At 65.0% G+C, this 21,415-nt stretch carries 22 protein-coding genes; 14 read left to right on the top strand and 8 right to left on the bottom strand.

Going from position 1 to position 21,415, the window contains the following annotated elements:
• Nucleotide 1 precedes the first annotated feature (1 nt).
• Nucleotides 2–661: a GntR family transcriptional regulator gene (locus ABIA65_RS08855; protein ID WP_241403670.1), complete on the bottom strand. Its 660-nt coding sequence runs from the start codon at nt 659–661 to the stop codon at nt 2–4.
• A gap of 132 nt (nt 662–793) precedes the next feature.
• Here ABIA65_RS08855 and ABIA65_RS08850 point away from each other — a divergent pair, with 132 nt between their 5' ends.
• From ABIA65_RS08850 to ABIA65_RS08840, 3 genes are all read left to right on the top strand, one after another.
• Nucleotides 794–2,137 carry an FAD-dependent oxidoreductase gene (locus ABIA65_RS08850; RefSeq protein ID WP_354523284.1) on the top strand — a complete coding sequence of 448 codons (1,344 nt, stop codon included), beginning with the start codon at nt 794–796 and terminating at the stop codon, nt 2,135–2,137.
• Nucleotides 2,134–3,822 (top strand): dihydroxy-acid dehydratase, encoded by a 1,689-nt coding sequence (ilvD, locus tag ABIA65_RS08845; RefSeq protein ID WP_354523283.1) that lies wholly within the window; start codon nt 2,134–2,136, stop codon nt 3,820–3,822. Before ABIA65_RS08850 ends, ilvD begins: the two co-directional genes overlap by 4 nt.
• Nucleotides 3,823–3,890: 68 nt before the next feature.
• On the top strand, nt 3,891–5,255 hold the full coding sequence (locus ABIA65_RS08840; protein ID WP_354523282.1) for an MFS transporter: 1,365 nt from the start codon (nt 3,891–3,893) through the stop codon (nt 5,253–5,255).
• 2 nt (nt 5,256–5,257) lie between these two features.
• Here ABIA65_RS08840 and ABIA65_RS08835 read toward each other — a convergent pair whose 3' ends face one another.
• The 4 genes from ABIA65_RS08835 to ABIA65_RS08820 all read right to left on the bottom strand — a co-directional run bounded on the left by ABIA65_RS08835 (nt 5,258) and on the right by ABIA65_RS08820 (nt 8,428).
• On the bottom strand, nt 5,258–6,346 hold the full coding sequence (locus ABIA65_RS08835; protein ID WP_305853336.1) for a 3-beta-hydroxysteroid dehydrogenase: 1,089 nt from the start codon (nt 6,344–6,346) through the stop codon (nt 5,258–5,260).
• A 63-nt stretch (nt 6,347–6,409) separates the two neighbouring features.
• Nucleotides 6,410–6,622, bottom strand: a complete 213-nt coding sequence (locus tag ABIA65_RS08830; RefSeq protein WP_241403674.1) for an exodeoxyribonuclease VII small subunit — start codon at nt 6,620–6,622, stop codon at nt 6,410–6,412.
• Complete coding sequence (xseA, locus tag ABIA65_RS08825) at nt 6,609–7,847, bottom strand: exodeoxyribonuclease VII large subunit (RefSeq protein WP_354523281.1); 1,239 nt, start codon at nt 7,845–7,847, stop codon at nt 6,609–6,611. The genes ABIA65_RS08830 and xseA overlap by 14 nt, the downstream gene beginning before the upstream one ends.
• Entirely contained in the window at nt 7,844–8,428 is a 585-nt protein-coding gene (locus ABIA65_RS08820) for a lipid droplet-associated protein (RefSeq protein ID WP_241403676.1), read from the bottom strand. Before ABIA65_RS08820 ends, xseA begins: the two co-directional genes overlap by 4 nt.
• Nucleotides 8,429–8,480: 52 nt before the next feature.
• Between ABIA65_RS08820 and ABIA65_RS08815 the strand changes: the two genes are divergently transcribed.
• Nucleotides 8,481–9,482, top strand: a complete 1,002-nt coding sequence (locus ABIA65_RS08815; protein ID WP_241403677.1) for a 4-hydroxy-3-methylbut-2-enyl diphosphate reductase — start codon at nt 8,481–8,483, stop codon at nt 9,480–9,482.
• Nucleotides 9,483–9,494: 12 nt separating this feature from the next.
• Here the strand turns inward: ABIA65_RS08815 and ABIA65_RS08810 are convergent, their stop codons facing one another.
• Nucleotides 9,495–10,610 carry a DUF6542 domain-containing protein gene (locus ABIA65_RS08810; RefSeq protein ID WP_354523280.1) on the bottom strand — a complete coding sequence of 372 codons (1,116 nt, stop codon included), beginning with the start codon at nt 10,608–10,610 and terminating at the stop codon, nt 9,495–9,497.
• Nucleotides 10,611–10,694: 84 nt separating this feature from the next.
• Between ABIA65_RS08810 and ychF the strand changes: the two genes are divergently transcribed.
• Complete coding sequence (gene ychF, locus ABIA65_RS08805; protein ID WP_241403679.1) at nt 10,695–11,768, top strand: redox-regulated ATPase YchF; 1,074 nt, start codon at nt 10,695–10,697, stop codon at nt 11,766–11,768.
• Between the two features lie 208 nt (nt 11,769–11,976).
• On the opposite strand, the gene ABIA65_RS08800 is transcribed toward ychF, so the two are convergent.
• Nucleotides 11,977–13,488, bottom strand: a complete 1,512-nt coding sequence (locus ABIA65_RS08800) for an arylsulfatase (protein WP_354523745.1) — start codon at nt 13,486–13,488, stop codon at nt 11,977–11,979.
• A gap of 449 nt (nt 13,489–13,937) precedes the next feature.
• Between ABIA65_RS08800 and ABIA65_RS08795 the strand changes: the two genes are divergently transcribed.
• The 9 genes from ABIA65_RS08795 (at nt 13,938) to ABIA65_RS08755 (ending at nt 20,850) form a co-directional block, all read left to right on the top strand.
• A complete protein-coding gene (locus tag ABIA65_RS08795) occupies nt 13,938–15,380 on the top strand; it encodes a DUF8370 family protein (RefSeq protein ID WP_354523279.1) in 1,443 nt (480 codons plus the stop codon).
• Between the two features lie 238 nt (nt 15,381–15,618).
• Nucleotides 15,619–16,164: an OsmC family protein gene (locus tag ABIA65_RS08790; protein WP_354523278.1), complete on the top strand. Its 546-nt coding sequence runs from the start codon at nt 15,619–15,621 to the stop codon at nt 16,162–16,164.
• Between the two features lie 100 nt (nt 16,165–16,264).
• Complete coding sequence (locus tag ABIA65_RS08785) at nt 16,265–16,927, top strand: AAA family ATPase (RefSeq protein WP_354523277.1); 663 nt, start codon at nt 16,265–16,267, stop codon at nt 16,925–16,927.
• 29 nt (nt 16,928–16,956) lie between these two features.
• Nucleotides 16,957–17,511 (top strand): GNAT family N-acetyltransferase, encoded by a 555-nt coding sequence (locus tag ABIA65_RS08780; protein ID WP_354523276.1) that lies wholly within the window; start codon nt 16,957–16,959, stop codon nt 17,509–17,511.
• A 226-nt stretch (nt 17,512–17,737) separates the two neighbouring features.
• Nucleotides 17,738–18,103 carry a nuclear transport factor 2 family protein gene (locus ABIA65_RS08775; protein WP_354523275.1) on the top strand — a complete coding sequence of 122 codons (366 nt, stop codon included), beginning with the start codon at nt 17,738–17,740 and terminating at the stop codon, nt 18,101–18,103.
• A gap of 12 nt (nt 18,104–18,115) precedes the next feature.
• Nucleotides 18,116–18,952 carry a MerR family transcriptional regulator gene (locus ABIA65_RS08770; RefSeq protein WP_354523274.1) on the top strand — a complete coding sequence of 279 codons (837 nt, stop codon included), beginning with the start codon at nt 18,116–18,118 and terminating at the stop codon, nt 18,950–18,952.
• A complete protein-coding gene (locus ABIA65_RS08765) occupies nt 18,949–19,746 on the top strand; it encodes an SDR family oxidoreductase (protein ID WP_354523273.1) in 798 nt (265 codons plus the stop codon). Before ABIA65_RS08770 ends, ABIA65_RS08765 begins: the two co-directional genes overlap by 4 nt.
• Nucleotides 19,747–19,810: 64 nt before the next feature.
• Nucleotides 19,811–20,440 (top strand): FMN-binding negative transcriptional regulator, encoded by a 630-nt coding sequence (locus ABIA65_RS08760; protein WP_241403687.1) that lies wholly within the window; start codon nt 19,811–19,813, stop codon nt 20,438–20,440.
• 17 nt (nt 20,441–20,457) lie between these two features.
• Nucleotides 20,458–20,850: an SRPBCC domain-containing protein gene (locus ABIA65_RS08755; protein WP_241403688.1), complete on the top strand. Its 393-nt coding sequence runs from the start codon at nt 20,458–20,460 to the stop codon at nt 20,848–20,850.
• A gap of 14 nt (nt 20,851–20,864) precedes the next feature.
• Here the strand turns inward: ABIA65_RS08755 and ABIA65_RS08750 are convergent, their stop codons facing one another.
• On the bottom strand, nt 20,865–21,413 hold the full coding sequence (locus ABIA65_RS08750; RefSeq protein WP_354523272.1) for a TetR/AcrR family transcriptional regulator: 549 nt from the start codon (nt 21,411–21,413) through the stop codon (nt 20,865–20,867).
• Between the last annotated feature and the right edge of the window lie 2 nt (nt 21,414–21,415).

The raw sequence follows: 21,415 nt of genomic DNA, 5'->3' as shown, positions 1-21,415 counted from the left end.
CCTACGGTCCGGGACTGCGTTGCGGCAGAGTGCCGTAGGCGAAGTCAATGAGGTAGTCGCTCAGTGCCAGCGAGGCCGCCTCGGCGGCGTCGGCGTCGCCGGCGGCAATCGAGGCCAGGATGGCGTGGTGCAGCTGTGCCGCCCGGGTGAGGTCGTCACCGGGGTCGACGAGATTTCCGAACCAGAACCGTCGCGAGAGACCCTGGAGGGGCGCCATCGCCACTTCGATGTATTCGTTGTGCGTCGCGCCGACCACCAGGGCGTGCGCCGAACGTAGGAACGTGGCGAACTCGTTCACCGTCAGTGGCGTGCCGAGAACGTCGTCGGCGAGCTTGCGAGCCGCGCTGCGCTGATCGGCGGTGGCTCGCAGCGCGGCCAGTCGGACCGCGAACGGTTCCAGCGTGCGGCGCAGCTCGAGCAGTTTCAATTGCGCCTCGATCGAGGCCACCGGCACCAGCACACCTCGGTTGGGGTGGATCTCCACGAGGCGTTCACGCGCGAGCCGCTGCAACGCCTCCCGCACCGGGGTTCGACCCAGCCCGGTGCGCTCCATCAGCTGTTTCTCGGACACCAAGGTGCCGGGCGGCAGGTCCTGGAGCACGATCATCCGCTCAATGTCGAGGAAGGCCTGGTCGGCCTTGTTCGGGGTGACCTCGGTCATTCCGGCGCGCTGTTCGTCACGGGGTAGACATTATCGCGACAGTGCATGTACGGTCCGCATATGACTGATATATCGGTTGAATGGCGGTTGTCTACGAGGCCTCGGGACTCGGATGTGCGGAGCCTTCCGGTTGTGGCCGATGTCGACGTCGTCGTGGTCGGCGCTGGGGCCGCCGGTGTCGCGGCAGCCACCGTCGCCGCCGAGGCCGGCGCCTCTGTGCTGGTGATCGAGAAGTACGGATTCGCAGGCGGAGCCGCCGTCGCAGGCATGTCGGGCACGATCTGCGGCATGTACCTGGCCTCCGACGGCGACGCAGGCCCGGAACAGGTGGTGTATGGATTCACCGACCGCTTCGCAGGTGAGTTGACCGCGCGCCACGGCCTCACCGATCCTCAGCGGTACGGCAAGACATTCACCTCAGCGCACGATCCGCTGGTGTGGCGGGAGGCCGCCGATGCGTTACTGACCGCCGCGGGTGTCCGAATCCTGTTCCACACCCAGGTGATCGACGTGCTCGTTGAGGAGGACGCCTACCAGGGTCTGATCGTGGCCTCGAACGCCGGTGTCGGATTGATACGGGCAGCAAGGATCATCGACGCCTCGGGCGACGGTGCCGTCGTGGCCCGAGGTGGTGGCGCCTATCGGTTCGGTGATGACGGGCGGATTCAGAACCCGACCATGTTCTTTCGGCTGGGCAATGTGAATGTCGAAGAGTTCTGGGCGGCATGGGGTTTCGACACGATCAACCCCCCGTGGATCTCCGATGCGATCGACGAGGCGAGCGCCGCCGGGCTCGACTTGCCGCGCAACAAGATCTGGGTCTTCGCCACCAGCCGACCCGGCGAATTGCTGGTCAACGCCACCCGCCTCATGGGGCCAGACGGCCGGATACTGAACGTCATCGATCCCGCCGACTTCACTCTCGCCGAGATAGGCGGTCGACAGCAGGTGCGCGCGTATGCGCGTTTTCTCGCTGACGCAGTGCCGGGCTGCGCCGACTCATTCGTCGTGGACACCGGCGTGGAGGTGGGCATCCGGCAGACCCGCACCATCGAGGGGATCGTGACCCTGCGTGACAGCGATGTGGTCGAGGGAACCAAACGATCCGACAGCATCTGCCGGTCGCCGTGGCCCATCGAATTGCACGACGGTGAGAAGCCGCGCCTGCGTTGGTTGTTGGACGACTACTACGATGTGCCGTTCGGAACGCTCGTGCCTCAGCGTGGTGAGAACGTCATCGTCGCCGGTCGATGCCTGAGCGCCCAGCACCAGGCACTTGCGTCCGCCCGGGTCACCGCCCAGTGTTTTGAGTACGGCCATGCCGCCGCGGTGGCGACACTGGTCTCGTTGGACTCCGGCACCGCATACCGCGACCTCGACGTGCGCGCCGTCCAGGATCGCATGATCGCCAACGGAAGTGCGCTGCAGCCCGCAGCCCGGGTCGCAGCATCCTCGGAAGGGCAGGACCGACCATGACCGACAACTTCGAACGAGCGACCGGGGGAGGGCTGCGCAGCAATTTCACCCCTGGCAGCACCCGGTGGGCGGTGCGGCGCGCGCAGTGGAGTGCCATGGGCATCAGCGTCGAGGACCAGCAGAGACCGAAGATCGCGGTGGTCAACACCTCGTCGAAGCTGTCGGTGTGCTTCGCGCACCTCGACGACGTGGCGATCAGGGTCGCTGACGCCATTCGGGGGGCCGGTGGACTGCCGTTTGAGATTCGCACCACTGCGCCAAGCGATTTCGTCACCAGTGCTGGGCGCAAGGCGCGGTATCTGATGCCAACCCGCGACCTGATCGTCAACGACGTCGAGGCCGCGGTCGAAGGCGCCGTGCTCGACGGCATAGTCTTCCTGTCGTCGTGCGACAAGACCACGCCGGCCCACCTGATGGCCGCCGCCAGGCTCGATCTCCCGTCGATCGTCGTGATCGGCGGCTATCAGAAGGGTGGGCGGTACAGCGGCTGCTCGGTCGACATCGACACCGTCTACGAGTCGGTCGGCGCGCTGGCCTCTGGGACCATGAGCGTCGACGAACTCGGTGAACTCGCCGATCAGGCGATTGAGGGCCCCGGTGTCTGCGCGGGCCTGGCGACCGCGAACACGATGCACTGCCTGGCCGAGGCGCTGGGCATGACGGTCGCGGGTTCCGCTCCTACCCGCGCAAATTCAGACGCCATGCTTGCCAACGCGTCTGCGGCTGGGGCGAGGATCGTGGGGATGGTCGAGGAGAACCTCACCGCCCGGCAGGTCATCACCGAGGCCGCGATCGAGAATGCGGTCGACGTCGCCCTGGCACTCGGTGGTTCGGTCAACTGCATTCGACACCTGACGGCCATCGCTGCCGAGGCCGACCTCGACGTCGACGTCATCGGGCTGTTCGAGAGGTTGGGCCGGGACGCGGTTCAGTTGGCGGCCATTCGTCCCAACGGTTCTCACCAGGTGTGGGATCTCGACGGCATCGGTGGTGTGCAGACCGTGCTGCGCACCTTGCTGCCCCGGCTTCACGGTGACGCGATGACCGTGGACGGCCGCACCGTCGCCGAGCGCGCTCGGGATGCGCGCACCGCCGACGGTGACGTTCTGCACGGTCTCGACGACCCGATCAATGACGAGCCTGGCCTGATCATCCTGCGGGGAACGCTGGCGCCCGACGGCTCGATCGTGAAGGTTGCCGGGGTGGGCAAGGCTACCCGACGAGACTTCAGCGGGCCGGCAAGGGTTTTCGTCGGTGAGGACGATGCGATCGCGGCATTGGGCGACGGTGGGATCGATCGCGGGGACGTGATCGTCCTGCGTGGAATGGGGCCCCGCGGCGGGCCCGGAACGGTGTTCGCGGCCAGTTTCGTCGCCGCACTCAACGGCGCCGGACTCGGCGGTCACGTCGCGGTGGTCACTGACGGCGAGCTGTCTGGCCTCAACCACGGGCTCGTCGTGGGCCAGGTGATGCCGGAGGCGGCCGACGGAGGTCCGCTGGCCGGGCTGGTCGAGGGTGACACGATCAGCATCGATCTTGACGCCCGCCGGGTCGACGTGCACCCGGTCCGCGACGGCGCCCCGGTTCGCGCCGCGGGCGCCGCCCCCGAACGCGGCTGGCTCGGCCAGTACGCCGAGCTCGTCGGCCCCATTCAAGGCGGAGCCGTGCTCCGTCGTCCCATCTGATCACTGGTGAGGACAACATGTTTCACCTCAGCCATCATCGACACCTTCGGACCTAAGGACTCTGGCGCATGAATGCCACCGGCACTGCAGACACCGCCGTCTCGACCGGAAGTAACCAGGCCAGAAAGGCCGGGATCGCTGCGTTGGTCGGCACCACCCTCGAGTGGTACGACTTCCTCATCTACGGCACCGCGGCGGCGCTGGTGCTCAACAGTCAGTTCTTCCCCAATGCCAGCCCCACCGTCGGCACGCTGGCGGCGTTCGCCACGTACGCGGTGGGATTCCTGGCCCGCCCGCTCGGCGGCATCGTGCTGGGCAACATGGGCGACAGGTTAGGCCGCAAGAAGATGCTGGTGTTCACCATCGTCTTGATGGGCGTGGCCACCACTTTGATCGGTCTGCTGCCCAACTACGCGGCCATCGGCGTGTGGGCGCCGATCCTGCTCATCCTGCTGCGGTTGCTGCAGGGGTTCGGTGCGGGCGGTGAATACGCCGGGGCTGTCGTGCTTTCCGTGGAGCACGGCAATCAGAAGCGACGTGGCCTGGCAGGTGCCTGGGCGCCCGCGGGTTTCGCGCTGGCGACGCTGCTGGCCACGGGCGTCTTTCAAATCGCGACCCTGCTGCCCGATGACGCGTTCCAGAGCTGGGGATGGCGAGTGCCCTTCCTGCTCGGATCTGTGCTGTTGATCGTCGGCTACTTCATCCGGCAGAGCATCGATGAGACCGAGGCCTACGAGAAGGCCGTCGAGGCCGAGCGGAGTGGCACCGTCGAAGAGACGAAGATTCCCGTGCTGGAGGCCATCCGGAGAAATCCGCGTAACTTCCTGGTGGTGGTCGGGGCCCGGATGGCCGAGAACGGCTTCGCCTACCTGTTCCCGGTGTTCGCGGTCGGATTCGCCGTCAACAACCTCGGGGTGCCCAGCAGCACGACACTGCTCGCCGTGGTCATCGCGTCGGCGGTACAGGTCGGATTCATCCCGATCTGGGCGCACGTCAGTGACCGGGTCGGACGGCGTCCGGTGTACGCCGCCGGAGCACTGCTCTCGGTGCTGTGGCTGGTGCCGTTCTTCCTAATGCTGGAATCGCTGAACACGACGATGCTGATTGTCGGCTTCGTGGTGGGTCTGGGCATCCTGTACCCGGCCATGCTGGCGCCGCAGGCTGCTTACTTCGCCGAGCTGTTTGACACGCGCACACGTCTGTCGGGATTCGCGTTCGCGCGGGAGATCGGTTCCGTTCTCGCCGGCGGGTTCCTGCCGCTCATCGCCACCGCGCTGATCGCCGCCTTCGGGCACTGGTGGGTCATCGTGGTCTATCTCGGGATACTGACGGCACTCACCCTGGTCGCACTGGCATTCGGTCCGGAGACCAACCGCAAGTCGATCATCGATGACGCGGAGACCGCCGAGGTCTCGCGCCGCGCTGCGCCGTAGCGCTAGGCGCGAGCGGGCGACTTCTGTCCGGCGGCCTTCATCGACGCGAAGAGATCGGTGTAGTAGGGCAGGCACTCGGCCAACGCCTGCTCGGTGGTGAACAGCGGCTGATACCCCAGGTCGCGCTTGGCCTTCGCGATGGAGAAGTAGTTGTCGAGTGAGATTCGTTCTACGGCAAGCGGTTCCAGTAGCGGCTTGGGCAGCCCGAAGCGGAAGTGCAGCCACTGCCACACCCGCATGGCGAATCCGACGAGTTTGCCCGGCACGCGGAACGTCGGGAACGGTTGGCCGCACGCCTCGACGACCGGACGGGAGAACTCGAACATGTTGATCGGCTCACCGTCGTTGATGAAGTACGCCTGCCCGGGTGCGGACCCGCCGGGGACGAGGTGCTCGGCGGCCAGGAGAAAACCGTGAATCAGGTTGTGCACGTATGAGTTGTCGAGCTTGACGTCCTTGCTGCCGACGAGCACCTTGACGTGGCCGGCTAGCACGCTCTCGAACACCTTGCGGAACATCGTCTGATCGCCGCGGCCCCAGATGCCGCTGGGCCGGATCGAGCAGGTGAGCATGCCCGCCTCGCCGTTCTGTCCGAGGACGAACTTCTCGGCCACCACCTTGGTCTCGGTGTAGAGGTCGTTGAAGCGGTCGGTGTAGGGCAGCGTCTCATCTCCGCCGGAGATCACCTGACCGCCCATCACGACGCTGTTGGACGCGGTGTAGACGAACCGCTTGACGCCTGCGGCCTGCGCGGCGTGCACGAGGTTCTCAGTGCCGCCGACGTTCACGGCGAAGCTGCGCTGCCGGTACTCGTCGGTGACCGATCCGCCGCCCATCAGGTCGATGATGGCGGCGGTGTGAATCACGGTGTCGATGCCGTCCACCGCGCGGGCCACGTCATCGGTGTTGGTGATATCGCCGACGACGGCCTCCAGACCGGCGTGATCGGGCAGCGGTGACGGGGCACGGTCGAAGGAGCGGACCCGATGCCCACGGTCGAGGAGCTCGGTCACCAGGTTGGCGCCGACGAAGCCGGAACCCCCGGTCACCAGGACACGGCCGAGTTCAGTGGTCAGCGTTGGATCACCCATGCCGACGAGAATAACTGAAACGTGTTTCAGTCTCGACCGACGGCGCTGAGACCGGTTGCGTCCTCAACTATCGTCGGGGTCCTTGGCCGCCAGTGTCTGCTCCACCTTCTGGCGGGCGCCCTCGAGGTGCTCCTCGCATCGTTTTGCCAGCTCCTCGCCTCGTTCCCACAGCTTCAACGAGGTATCGAGGTCGAGCCCGCCCTGTTCCAGGCGGCGCACCACCTCGATGAGTTCATCGCGTGACTCCTCGTACCCCAATTGACTAATGGGCTTCATCCAACCCCTCACTCATCGCTGTGACGGCGCCATCGGCGACGCGAACTCTCAGGCGGGTGCCAGCCGGTGCGTCGTCAGTCGAGCGCAACACCGATGTCTCACCCGACGCGGACACCGCCTGCACCACCGCGTAGCCACGCGTCAGTGTGGCCGCCGGGCCCAGTGTGGCAAGCCGGGCCGACACGTGTTCGATGCGGTCGGTCTCGGTCGCGATCAGACGGGTCACGTCACGACGGGCCGCGGTCACCGCGCGGTGGACCTCGTCGGCACGCGCCGTCAGCGCGGCCAGCGGTTGCGCCAGGACAGGCCTGCTGTGCAGCTGGCCGACAACGTGCTGTTCGCGGCGCACCCAGTTGCGCAGGGCCTGCGCGCTGCGCCGCCGCAGATCGGACACCAGTGCCTGCTCGGCGGCGGCGTCGGGCACGATCCGCTTGGCCGCGTCGGTCGGGGTCGCCGCGCGCACATCGGCGACCAGATCGCACAGTGGGCTGTCCGGCTCGTGCCCGATGGCGCTCACCACCGGTGTGGTGCATGCGGCGATCGCCCGGCACAGCGTCTCGTCGGAGAAGGGCAGCAGGGCGTCGACGTCCCCGCCGCCGCGGGCCAGCACGATCACGTCGACGTCGGGATCGGCGTCCAGGTCGCGCAACGCCTCCACCACCTGCGCCACGGTGGTGGGTCCCTGTACCGCGGTGTTGCGGATCGCGAACTGGACAGCGGGCCAACGGCTCTGGGCGACCGAAACGACGTCGCGCTCGGCGGCGGAGGCGCGACCGGTGATCAGCCCGACGGTGTTGGGCAGGAACGGGATCGGTCGTTTCAGCCGGGCATCGAACAGGCCCTCGGCCTCGAGGAGCTTGCGCAACCGCAGGATGCGCTCCAGCAGCTCACCGATGCCGACGGCGCGGATCTCGGTGACCCGCAACGAGAACGTGCCGCGACCGGTGTGGAAGTTGGGCTTGCCGTGCATGATCACCTGCACGCCCTCGGTGAGGCGCACCGGCGCGTTGACCACGAGATCGCGTGGGCAGATCACGGACAGCGACATGTCGGCGGCCGGGTCGCGCAGCATGATGAACACCACGGTGGGGCGGATGTTCATCTGGGCGATCTGGCCCTCCACCCACACCGTGCCCAGTCGGTCGATGTACTTGGCGACGCGGGTGGCGACGGCACGCACCGGCCAGGGGTTATCCGGGGACTTGCCCTGTTCGGGTTCGGTCACTTCGCGCTGGCGCGGGTGATCCTGTTGGCCAGCAGCGTCTGGAACGGTGCGCGTGCCGTGGTCGACTCCTCGTAGGCCAGCAGCGCCTCGAGATCGTTGACACGCAGCGATGGCAGCCGGGCACGCAACTGGGCCAGGGTCAGCGACTGGTAGTCCAATTCGGCGGCCACGGTGGGCGCCTCGGTGGACGTGGCCGTCGGTCTGCCGGAGTCGGACTTCCCGGGCTCGCCGGTGCTGTAGAGGGCGAATCGTCCCTCGGTGAGGCGTTCACCGTCACGGCGCTCACCGGCGTCGGAGATATCCGTCACTCCGGCGAAGTCGGCGTCGTCCGCGTTGAGGTCCTCATCGAACGTCGCCCACTCGGCTTGCTCGTCCTTCGGCGGGAACAGGGTGTCGAGTGCCTGGTCGCCCCTGTCGACCAGGTCCGCGACGTCCTGCTGCATCTTCATGACGATGTGCGCCACCTGGCTGGCCATCGTCATGGGGTAGGTCAGGATCGTGTGCGGCAGCTTGCGCGTTTCCTCGAGTGCGGTCACCGCTGCGCCTACCAGCAGACGGACCCCATACGGTGCTGTAGCCATGGGTGCAGCCTACGGCTGGCAGGTCGGGGTTGAGGGAAAGTACCCTCAAGGCATGGCATCGACGATCAACATGGGCATTCCTGGTGCCACCGCCTCGATCGTTGAACGGACGACCGGCAAGCGAGTCCTCCTGGCAGAGCCGCGTGGCTACTGCGCGGGCGTCGACCGTGCGGTCGAGACCGTGGAGCGCGCGCTCGAGAAGCACGGCGCCCCGGTGTACGTCCGTCACGAGATCGTGCACAACGTCCACGTCGTCGAGACGTTGGCCAAGGCGGGCGCGATCTTCGTCGATGAGACCGATGAGGTGCCCGAGGGCTCCATCGTGGTGTTCTCCGCGCACGGTGTTGCGCCGACGGTGCACGTCAACGCCGCCGAGCGCGACCTGAAGGTCATCGACGCGACGTGTCCGCTGGTGACCAAGGTGCACAACGAGGCCAAGCGATTCGCCCGTGACGACTACGACATCCTTCTCATCGGCCACGAGGGCCACGAGGAGGTGGTCGGCACCGCCGGTGAGGCGCCCGATCACGTGCAGCTCGTCGACGGGCCGGACGCTGTCGACAACGTCGTCGTGCGGGATCTGAACAAGGTCATCTGGCTGTCGCAGACCACGCTGAGCGTCGACGAGACGATGGAGACCGTGCGCAGGTTGCGTGAGCGCTTCCCGACGCTTCAGGATCCGCCGAGCGATGACATCTGCTACGCCACACAGAACCGTCAGGTGGCGGTCAAGGCCATGGCGCCGGAGTGCGAGCTGGTCATCGTGGTCGGTTCGCGGAACTCGTCGAACTCGGTGCGTCTGGTCGAGGTCGCGCTGGGCGCCGGGTCCGAGGCGTCCTACCTGGTCGACTACGCCGAGGACATCGATCCGGCCTGGCTGGAGGGCGTGACAAGCGTCGGCGTCACCTCGGGGGCTTCCGTGCCCGAGGTGCTGGTGCGTGGAGTGCTCGAGCGGCTCGCCGAGTACGGATTCGACACGGTTCAGCCCGTCACCACCGCCAACGAGACGTTGGTGTTCGCACTGCCCAGGGAGATCCGCGCGCCCCGGCGCTGAGCACGACTCGCGTTAGCTGTCGTACTCCCACGCGTCGGGGGTCGCGTTGCGGGAGCGGCGCGGCCGCGTCCCATGGTCCTCGTCATCTGAACCTCGATAGCGCACCCTCGACACCGGGTGGTGCGTCGAGGGGCCCGCGCCATTGGTCGGGGCTGGCTCGTGCTGTTCATACGCCGGGTAGTCGGGCATGCGGTGGCGGCGTTCCTGACGCTCCGGGCGTTCGTAGCGCTCCGGGCGTTCGTAGCGGTCGGCGCGCTCGCGTCGCACCGGTCGCTCCCCGCGCTCGGGGGCGCCGCGGCGGCTCACGGGGGGCGCGTTGCGGCGGTCGCGGACCTCGTCGCCCTGCGGGCGGCGCCGTCGAGGGGCGGCGGCCGGGTCGACGGGAGGACCGCCCGGGCGGGGCCGACGCGGACGGCTCGGCATCGGGTCGAAGGTCTCGGTCTCGGGTGGCCGAGCGTGACGTGACCGAGAGGACTCCGACGGCCGGGTCCTGCGCGCTGGCCGCGGCGCATCATCATCGAGTGCGGAGCGCGTGGGGCGCTCGATCGTGTGCCGCCGGCTTCGTCGTGACGGCTCGGCCTCGGTGGTCGGCTGCGACGAGAAGCGCGAGACCACCTTGGCGATGGCGGCGGCCACGGCGCTGGTGCCCTCCGCGGGTTCCTCGGCGGCCTCGTCTGTCGGTTCGCCACCGTGCGCCGTCATCCCCAGATACCAGCGCGCCATGCCGATCAGCAGCACGCTCGCCGCGGTCAGGAACATCAGTGGGAAGCGCTCGATCAGCGGATAGCCACAGTTGATCAGGATGTCCTTGATGCCGGCGATCCCGCTGCTGTGAAAGGCGAAGTATGCCGACGGGACCGCGACGAACAGGATCAGCGGCGGCTGGATCACGGCGCTGAACAGACCGGACTGCTGGACCGCGAGGACCGCGAGAACACAGCCAGTGACGTAGCACACGGCGAAGGCGGCGCTCAGCGATTTGGTGCCCGACCCTGCGTCGTAGGCGAACCCGATCGCAGTGAGCGTTATGGCCAGCACAACCGCGCCCCACCAGGGAATACCGGGGATCTGCGGCAGCGCCGAACGTTGGGCCGCAGGGATCGCCGACCGCGCGCGCTGACCTGACACACGTCGACCGTACCGGCAATCACTCAAAGCGCGCTGCCAGCATGCTCCGGCGTGCCTGGCCATGGCGCCTAGACTGTTCAATCCGTGGGCCTCAACCTCGGAATCGTCGGACTGCCGAACGTGGGTAAGTCAACTTTGTTCAACGCGCTGACACGCAATGACGTGCTCGCGGCCAACTACCCCTTCGCGACAATCGAGCCGAACGAGGGCGTGGTGCCGCTGCCCGATCCTCGGCTGGCCAAGCTGGCGGAGCTGTTCGGCTCCGAGAAGCTCGTGCCGGCGCCGGTGACCTTCGTGGACATCGCCGGGATCGTGAAGGGCGCATCGGAGGGTGCGGGGCTGGGCAACAAGTTCCTCGCCAACATCCGCGAGTGCGACGCGATCTGTCAGGTGGTGCGCGTCTTCGCCGACGACGACGTGGTGCACGTCGACGGCAGGGTGGACCCGGCATCTGACATCGAGGTGATCGAGACCGAGCTGATCCTCGCCGACATGCAGACGTTGGAGAAGGCGGTGCCCCGCCTTGAGAAGGAAGCCCGCACCAACAAGGACCGCAAGCCGGTGTACGAGGCGGCGCTCGCGGCGCAGACGGTGCTCAACGAGGGCACGACGCTGTTCGCGGCGGGCGCTGATGTCGCACTGTTGCGCGAGCTGAACCTGATGACCACCAAGCCGTTCCTCTACGTGTTCAACGCCGACGAGTCGGTGCTGACCGACGAGGCCCGCAAGGCTGAGCTGCGCGCCCTGGTCGCGCCCGCCGACGCGGTGTTCCTCGACGCGAAGATCGAGGCCGAGCTTCAGGAACTCGACGACGAGTCGGCCGCCGAGCTGCTCGAGTCGATCGGCCAGACCGAACACGGCCTGGATGCCCTGGCGCGGGCGGGCTTTCACACGTTGAAGTTGCAGACCTACCTCACGGCCGGGCCCAAGGAGGCTCGCGCGTGGACGATCCATCAGGGCGATACCGCGCCGAAGGCCGCCGGTGTCATCCACACGGACTTCGAGAAGGGCTTCATCAAGGCCGAGATCGTGTCGTTCGACGATCTGGTGGAGGCGGGTTCGATGGCCGCCGCCAAGGCCGCAGGCAAGGTCCGCATGGAGGGCAAGGACTACGTCATGGTCGACGGTGACGTCGTGGAGTTCCGCTTCAACGTGTAAGAGAGCCTGGTCAGGCGCTGTTTCCTAGCTCTCGGCGCTCGGAGGGGGTATGGGTGCGGCGAGACGGCAAGCACAGTCGTTTCCACGCTCAAGGTCAGTAGCGACCGTGTACTGCGTGTTGGCGGAAGATGACGACGGGTAGGAAGTATCGCCACGGGTGCTGCAATGCGCACGCCTGTTGGCCTTTCGGTGCATCGCGACAGCAGTGTCAGTTCTTGAGGCTGCCGTCTTCCAGCATCTGCAACGCCTTTTCGACAGTGAACGTGCCGGAAGCCTGACTGGCCGGGTACTCCTTAAAGGTCGCGAGGAACGCTCCGACGATGTTGATGGCGGGAACCATCGTCCACAGTTTTTCGCCCCACCATCGTCCGTAGAGCATGCCTTCGGTCTGGTATCGCTCCCATGGGTCCTGGCGCAGGTTGGTCACCACAGGGACGTTGGTCGAATCTTCCTTGCCAGTGAAGAGGTTGCCGACGATGGTCTTGAAGTTGAGCTTCCAGGCGTTGTAGCGCACCGCCATCAGGTCTGCGTTGTCGCTGAAATAGTAGAACTCTCGGCGTGGCCCTTCGGTCACCTCGCCCTGGAAGTAGGGCGTGAAGTCGTACCCGTCGAGGTGAACCTTGAAGGCCTTCTCGCCGGCCTCATGGCCTGTCAGTAGCTTCTCTTTCAGGTCTGGCTGCCCGGCGGCGGCGAGAATTGTTGGGAGCCAGTCTTCGTGGGCCATGATTTCGTTAATGATGGTGCCGGGCTTGATGACGCCGGGCCACTTCGCCACCATGGGCACTCGGAATCCACCTTCGTAGGTGCTGCCCTTCTCGCCGCGAAATGGATGGTTGCCGCCGTCAGGCCAAGTGAAGACTTCGGCACCGTTGTCACTGGTGAACAGCACGATGGTGTCGTCGGCGATGCCGAGTTCGTCGAGCTTGTCGAGAATCTGCCCGACTTCCCAGTCCAGCTCCATCATCGCGTCGGCGTACAGGCCGAAGCCGCTTTTTCCTTGCCACCTGGGTGCGAGGTGCGTCCAGACGTGGCACCGAGTCGAGTTGTGCCACAAAAAGAACGGCGTGTCCGCCGCCACGGAGCGGTCGACGAAGTCAAGGGAGCGCCGAACCAACTCCGCGTCCATCTCTTCCATGTTGACCGAGGCCGCTGCGTCCATGTCCGGGTGCGGGGGTAGCGGTCCGCCGTCAGCGATTGTCTGCTTGCCGACTCTGCCCCAACGTGGATGCTCGGTTGGGTCGTCGACGTCGGTCGCCTTGGTGTCAATGATGTTGCGCGGGCCGTACGCGGCGTGAAACTCAGGGTCCTTCGGATACTCCGCGTCGTAGGGCTCCTCCATCGCGTTGAGGTGATACAGGATGCCGTAGAACTCGTCGAAGCCATGGACGGTGGGCAGATACTCGTTTCGGTCGCCCAAGTGGTTCTTGCCGATCTGCGCTGAGGTGTAGCCGTGCGGCCTGAGCAGTTCGGCGATGGTCGGATCGGAATCTTGGAGTCCCTGCTTGGCGGCGGGCATGCCGACTTTCAGGAGCCCTGTGCGGTAGGGACTTTGGCCGGTTATGAACGCGGCCCTTCCCGCCGTGCATGACTGCTGACCGTAGTAATCAGTGAACAGCGCACCCTCGCGGGCGATGCGGTCGATGTTGGGTGTGGAACCGCCCATCATGCCGCGATGATAGGCACTCAGGTTCCAGGTACCCACGTCGTCAGCCATGATCATGACAATGTTCGGCTTCTTTTGACCTGCCACTGGTCCACACTCCTCATTCAGATGATCCCGTGGCGCATGTGTCCAGGCGCGACGCCGACGCTACGCCGCGAAGTAGGCCATGGCTGCCCGGTCGGCGATTGTTCTCACCACGACATCTCCCGATTACTTTGGAGGATTGGGGGTGCCCCGAGCAGCATGCGATGCGCGCCTCGAATGGCCAGCGCCCGCTCTCTCTCCGCAAAATCCTGTAGGTAAAACTACGTCCGCAGTCCGTCCGCAGTAGTTCCACAAGTGCTCGATACTGGCCAACGTCCCCACCGTCTGACCTGCTAGTTCTCAATGTGCTCAACGCGGTACATGTCCGCAAACGCCCAAGTCGTCTCGTCCGCATCGAGTAGGTCGCGACAAACACGGTGCGTCAGACGAAGTGACCGTGAATTGCAAGCGACACTGGTCGCGTGCGGTTCACAGAACAGTTCGAGGTCATGAGACCGGACAATGCGGATTGGTTCGATCTCAACGTCGAGATGGACACACCGCTCTACATTGACCCATTCCTGGTCTTTGACGACGAGGAAGGCATTTGGGACGGCGCTCATGATGAAGTCGTTGACTTCTTCAACGGCACATTGCATCTGCTGTCGCTTGCGGGCGGTGAGGCGAACTCGGCGCATTGGAAAAAGGCGGAGCGGTTCTTACAGTTCCCCGAACCAAAGGAGTTTGCCCTCGGCTTCTCGATGGGGCATCCCGAAGGTTCAGGCGTCGGCCCCGAGCTTGCAAGGGACATCTGCAGGGGGTTGGACCTCTTCCGCCAGTGGGGTCGCAACGCCGATGATCGGCTACTAGGGATGGTGGCGATTCTTGTGCCGGGACTCGGCCTCGACCGCATCAGCGACATGCTCTGCAACATCCTGAAGCACCGATTCATCCGCTACACACAAGCCGTATGCGCTGAACTCCAAGTGCCCGTCGAACCAGTCGCTATCTCTCACTCCGGCTGGATCGCAGACGTAGGGCGATGGAAGGGCAGCACGGAGGCACTTCCGGCGAGTCCCGCGTTCAAAGGAGCGGTCCTGCTTACGCCCCAGCGATTTCTCAAAGAGATTCCCCGCGTGACCCCGGATGGCTTTTGGGATTGGGCGGAGGTCAACGCTGGCGAAACTCTTCGATTCGAACTGAATTACGACCTCGGGGCGTCCCTCAACCGCCAGCAGAGGGCAATTCTCGGACGACAATTGGCTCAGCGTGCGCCGGAAATCCTTGACGGTTACGTCGCCGACGTGACTCGGGATGCGACTGGCTACGACGTAGATGGTGACCCCAAGGGGTTGGTGCGGTGGGAAGAAGCTGGCCGCAGAATCGCCAAGGTATCGGTTTTCCCGCAGCCCCCGGCTTCCCAGTCCGACTTCGAGGGGTGGCTCGTCGCGCTGGCGGAAAGTTTCAAGGCTGCCATCGAGAATGAGGGCCTCTGGAAGGCACTTTGGAACGATGAGCAAACCAAGCCCCGGCAAGAGAAGATTGCTCAAGTGATCGCACGGTCAGCTTGGCTGCTTCACTGTCGTGCAAGCAATATCGACATCTCCCGTGAAACCGAGTGTGGGCGCGGACCTGTCGACTTCAAGTTCGCTCAGGGCTGGGACATGCGTGGCCTGATCGAGATCAAGTACATCGGAAGCAGTCAATTCGCCCACGGTGCAAATACGCAGCTGCCTCTGTATTTGAGGGGTGAACAGGTTCCGTTCGGTGTGTATCTCTGCATTGGGTTCAAGGACAGCGACTTCAAAGAGGCCAGACTCGATCTAGTGCGAGATGCGTGCGAATCGCTTTCGCATCAAGGAAGCGTGCGCATCATCCCCATCTTTGCCGACGCAAGAAAGAAGCCATCGGCATCGACCGCATGAGACGGACCGGGTACGCACCGGGTACGCAATGCAACCACGGGACCTCGATTGATGCCAACAGCCACCAACGGTCATCGATGCTGGTCAGAGCGCGGATCCCATACTGACCAACGCTGACCCATCACTACCAAATGCCCAGGTAGGAGTTCCGCTTCAACGTGTAGTCGGGCATGCGTCGACCGTAGGAATGTGCCCGCAGTCCGCGCGGTTTCGTGCGCAAGCCACACGCTCGGTCCCAATGCCGTTTGCCGGTCGTTACTATCGCCTCCTTGTGAAGACAACGACCAATCACCTCGCTGGGATATTCGCCGCCACCGCCGATGCGGTCACGGCAAACGAAGCCAATGCGAAGGTGGTGTTCCGGGCGGCCGCGCAGGCGCAGGGTGCGGTGGCCTCCTCAGTCACGCTGGGGAAGTACCGCGTTGAGGTGGACGAGCCGCCGGCGTTGGGTGGGGAGAACACGGCCCCGAATCCGATGGAGTTCTACCTGGCCTCACTGCTGTCCTGCCATATCGTGACGTGGCGATTCTGGTCGGAGAAGCTCGATATCGCAGTCGACGACATTTCCGCGCGCGCCGAAGGCGATCTCGACGTCCGTGGCTTCTTCGGACTGGACGAGGGTGTGCGGGCGGGTTTCGGCGAGGTCCGGGTGGTGGTGACGGTGACCGGGCCGGAAACCGAGGAACGCTACCGCGAACTGCATGAGGCCGTCGAGGCGCACTGCCCGGTGCTGGATCTGACCCGCAATACGACGCCGGTGCACGCGACGTTGGAAGTCGGGTAGTCCTCGAGATCGGAGGCATCAATCTCACTGCTGAGTCGGCGTGCGAGCGCGATCTTGCCCGCGCCGATGGTGTGAGTCCGTCGTCGAACTTTTGAATTCGGTGACGATCTCTGACGTTTATCGGCGACGAAATTGGGTGGAGCTCCACTTCACGTCTAGTGAGCTGGGCCAAAACCGTTCGCAATCCGACGGACTGGCCAAGCAATATTGGAGTGTGCCCATCATCGTGATCACCGGCATCCAAGCGGCCGGCAAATCGACAATTGCCCAGGCGCTGGCAGAGAGCCTTCCGAACAGCGTCCACGTTCGGGGGGACGTGTTCCGCCGCATGATCGTGAACGGTCGGGTCGAGATGGGTCCCGCGACTCCAGAGCCCAAGGCATTGGAGCAACTGGCGCTGCGGTACGAGTTGGCGGCCGAAACCGCAGATCGCTACGCGCAAGCCGGGTTCACGGTGGTCTTGCAGGACATCATCCTTGGCGGATATCTGCAAGACGTCGTCAACCACATCCGAACGCGTCCACTCTTCGTTGTGGTGTTGGCCCCCTCAGTCGCCGCCGTCGTTGATCGGGACCGTGAACGGCAATTGGGCCGCGCAAAGGTTGCGTACAGGCCGGGTGACGAGGACATCGCGATGCTTGATCACACCCTCCGGTCGACCACCCCGCGAATCGGCTACTGGCTTGATACGTCCGAGCTGAGCGTTGCGGACACGGTGGCTGACATTCATGGGCATTTGGAGTCCTCGGCCCGCATCGCGTAGCCACTGCGAGGGACCAGTTAGGAGATGAAGTGACGATTGCCGATGGCTTGCCCTGCGGCGAAGGCGATGTGATCGTGCGGCGGTTGGGCCATGGTGATGCGGAGGCTTTCGCCGCCGGTACCAGGGACGCCGCCGTTCGACAGCATGGGCACCTTCCCCTATCTGAGTACTCCGCTGAGATCGTGCGCGAACAGATCGATGGTGTGATCTCTCAAGGCTTGAACGACGGCTCGCTCGCGGTGCTCGGGATCGCGGACGCGCCGTCCGACAGGTTTTTGGGCAGCATCGTGCTGTTCGACTTCCGCGAAGACCGTGCAGAAGTCGGGTTCTGGCTGACTCCTGAGGCCCGAGGCCGGGGTGTGGCGCAGAAGGCCTTGCGAGCCGTCGCACGCGTGGCAGCGCATGCGGGGCTGACCCACTTGGACGCTTGGACGGCCCAGGAGAACGAGGGCTCCCGCCGGGTGTTGGAGGGCGTTGGTTTCGTTCAGACGGGTGCGCCCGGTGAGCACGTCGCTCCTTCGGGAGAGAAGGTGACCGGTTTGACGTTCGAACGTTCCGTGGTGGAGTTCAGGTTCAATGTCTAGGTGAGTTCAACGTGGCGGCCAACGACCTTCTTGCAGAAGTCGGCGCTATCTCCGCGAGTTCTGCACGGTTGTCGTGGGAACACCGTGGACCACGACTCTCACGCAGAAGTCGGCGACGACTGGCCTCATGCGCACGGCCTCCGTTCAACGGCTTGACTCTCCCCTAACAGGAGGGCAGAGGCTGGTGTCCGACAGTCATCCGACGTCAGGACACAAGGAGAGAGCCATGACCACACAGCTGACACTCGACCCCGCGATCACCGCGCACATCACCGCGATCAACAGCCACGACGTGGACGCGATCATGGACACCTTCGCAGACGATGCCCTGGTCAACGACTTCCAGCGGGAGTTCTGGGGACGTGACCACATTCGCGCCTTCGTCGCCAAGGAGTTCGTTGGCGACCACGTCACGATCGAACCGGTCGAGGTCGTCGACAACGCCGGCATGTGGTGCGTACGGTGCCGCTACGACGGAGACTACGACAAGACCGGTCTGCCGGATCCGTTGGTCATGACCAGCTACATCCGCCTGCGGGACGGCAAGATCGTCAGCCTGTTCGTCATCAACAACGCCGAACCGCAGTACTGACCCGGAGTCGCCATGAGCATCACCGTTTCCGTTGGGCAATTCGCCACGATGACCCACCTCAGCGTGAAGACGCTGCGCCACTATCACCACGTCGGGCTACTCGAGCCGGTGCACGTCGATTCCGCGACCGGCTATCGCTACTACTCGCTCGACCAGCTGCCCACCGCGCAACTGATCCGCCGACTACGCGACCTGCGCATGCCCGTCGCCGACGTCCGGGATGTCCTTGTCGCGCAGAACCCCAGCGACCGCGAATCCTTGATCGCAGCCCACATTGACCACCTCGAAGCAGAGCTGGCCCAGACAAAGGCCGCCGTCAATTCGCTTCGCGCGCTGCTGAACAACGCGGCCAGTTCGCAGCCCGTGCGCCGACGCGCCGAGCCGACCACCCCGGCGGTCGCCATCACCGACACCGTCGATCCCGTCAACATCGGAAACTGGTGGAGCGACGCCCTACACGATGTTCGCGAGGCCGTACGGACTGGTCGGCTCGACCAAACCGGGCCTGCGGGTGGGATATACGACGAAAGGCTGTTCCAACACGAACCGGGCCAGGCCACCGTCTTCATCCCCGTCACCACCCCACGGCAATTGGGGCGCGTCAATCCAATTGTCGTGCCCGCTGCGGAGGTTGTCGTCACGACCCACCACGGCTCAGCGGTCGACATCGACCTCGCGTACGCCGAGCTCGGCAGCTACATCGCCAGCCACGCGCTGGCCGTCGGACCACGCATCCGCGAGTACTACCACTGCGATCACACGCACACGCCAGACACCACCCAATGGAGAACCGAAGTCGTCTGGCCCATCACCGACGTCCTCCCACACCAAACAACAGGAGCGCCATGACATCCGCCACCGCCACCAGCACCCAAACGTCGGGAGACCTGACTGGGAAACGCGCCCTCGTCACCGGCGGTACCCGCGGCATCGGCAAGGGCATCACCGATCAGCTACGGGCGGCGGGCGCCACCGTCATCGTCGCCGCACGCACCACACCCGACGTGCCCATCGAGGGATTCGTCAAGGCCGACATCTCCACTGTCAGCGGGACGTCCGCTCTCGCCGAGCAGATTCTGGAGTCACTCGGCGGCCTGGACATCCTGATTCACAACGTCGGCGGTTCCGACATCAAACCCGGCGGCACCGTCTCACTGACAGATGACGACTGGCAGCAGGGCTTCGAGACGAACTTCTTCGGTGCCGTGCGACTCGACCGGGCGCTCACACCCACCATGATCGAGAACAGGAGTGGAGCCATCGTCCACATCACCTCGGTTCAGCGCCGCAGCCCCATGCCCGGCACAGCACCCTACGCAGCGGCGAAGGCAGCTCTCGCCAACTACAGCAAGTCACTGTCGAACGATCTGGCGCAGTACGGCATTCGCGTCAACAGCGTCTCGCCTGGCTTCATAGAGACCGAAGCCGCGAAGGAGTTCACCAGCCAACACGCCGAAGCCCGCCAGATCAGCACTGCCGCGGCGCGTGAGGAGATCATCGAATCGATCGGCGGAATCCCACTCGGCCAACCCGGTACGCCGCACGATGTGGGGGAGTTGGTTGCCTTTCTCGTCTCCGACAGGGCCGGCTACCTCACTGGCGCGGAGTACCTCATCGACGGCGGCAGCACACGAACTATCTGAGGACGGCCTATCGGTGACACAATGTGGTGGGGTTCCGCTTCAACCTGTGTGAGGTGCTTGTCGTATGTACGTACCCAAACCGAACGTCGTGGGTGATGAGGCGACCATTCGCGACATGGTCGCCGCAGCGGCGTCGGCGCAGTTTGTCACAACGGGAACAGACGGCTACCCCGTCGCGACCCTGCTGCCCATCATCTGGATCGGTGACACCGTCATCGCCCACATGGCCAAGGCGAATCCCCAGTGGCGCAACATCGATGGAGACAGTCCGGCTCTGCTCATCTGTTCAGGACCCGAGGCGTACATCAGTCCGTCCTGGTATGCCTCCAAGGGCGAACACGGTCGAGTGGTCCCCACGTGGAACTACAGCGCCGTGCACCTGACGGGCACCGTTCGCGTGCATAGTGACCCTGAGTGGTTACGCGGGGCAGTCGAGGACCTCACCGCGCTCCACGAGGGCCAGCGTCGCCAACCGTGGCGGGTGGCCGACGCTCCCGACGCCTACATCGACGGTCAACTCGGTGGCATAGTCGGGCTGGAGATCTCCGTCATCCGAGTGGACGCCAAGGCCAAGCTCAGCCAGAACAAGTCGGAAGACGATCAGCGTGGCGTCATCGCCGGCCTGCACGCTGAGAATCAGGCCGGAGCCGATGCGGTGGCCTGTGAAATGAGCCGTCTGCCCGGCCTGAGCTGAGAGGGGACAAGGGCGGTATGTCTCGTACAGACAGCGCATCTCGGGTTATCGAGGCTCCGGTGTCTCGCGTCTTCGCGGCACTGACCGATCCGGATGCCCTCGCCGAGTGGCTGCCGCCGACAGGTATGACCGGCAGTTTTGAGCGCTTCGATGCCCGTCCCGGCGGGTCGTACAGGCTGGTCCTGACCTACGCCGATGTGCCCGCCTCGGGTGGTAAGACGAGTGCTGACTCGGATGACCCCGCCTTCGCCGGAACGATGACCATGACCTGGTCGGTCACACGCGTTCCCGAGGGAACACGAGTCGATATGCGCGCCGACGACGTGCCGCCGGGGATCTCTGCCGAGGACCACGCGTCCGGGATGAACTCGTCACTGTCGAACCTCGCGGCCTACCTGACCGCACAGTGACGCGACCGGTGCGTTCACCGCGCGAATGCCGGTGTGACGAACCGCTGCAACACCTCTCGTTCCGTTCGGCTGTCGCCGATCGGCATGAATGCCAGTGACAGGACAACGTGCACGATCCACAGTGCCGCCTGGGGGTCCTCATCGGTGAGCCCGGAGAGTTCCGCGGCGAGACTGCTCAGCACCGGCGATGAGTGCAGCTCGCTCAGCCCGGGAACGGTGCCCGAACTCATCATCAGGCGGCGCACCGGGTCGGCTCTGATCTGGTCGACCGCGACGGTGATGGCCGTCAGTACCCGCTCAGGGCCCTCGAGCCCGTCGACCGCGTGTCGAACGGTGTCCACGATGCGTGCGGCCACGCGCAGCAGAACGGCATCGCGGATCTGCGCCTTGCCGCCGGCATGGCGGTAGATGGTGGCCCTCGAACAGTGCACGCGTGCCGCCAACACGTCGATGTCGAGGCCGTCCAACCCGTCGTGAATCACGAGATCGGCGGCGGCCGCGTAGATGCGTTCTGCCGCGGCGGCCCGGCGATCCCCGCCGACAACCCAATCGTCTCGCACCACTC

It is taken from the genome of Mycolicibacterium sp. 624 (genome assembly GCF_040548615.1).
Classification (GTDB): Bacteria; Actinomycetota; Actinomycetes; order Mycobacteriales; family Mycobacteriaceae; genus Mycobacterium.
Note: the sequence above shows the minus strand (reverse complement) of the source record. Positions and strands in the feature narration are given on the sequence as shown.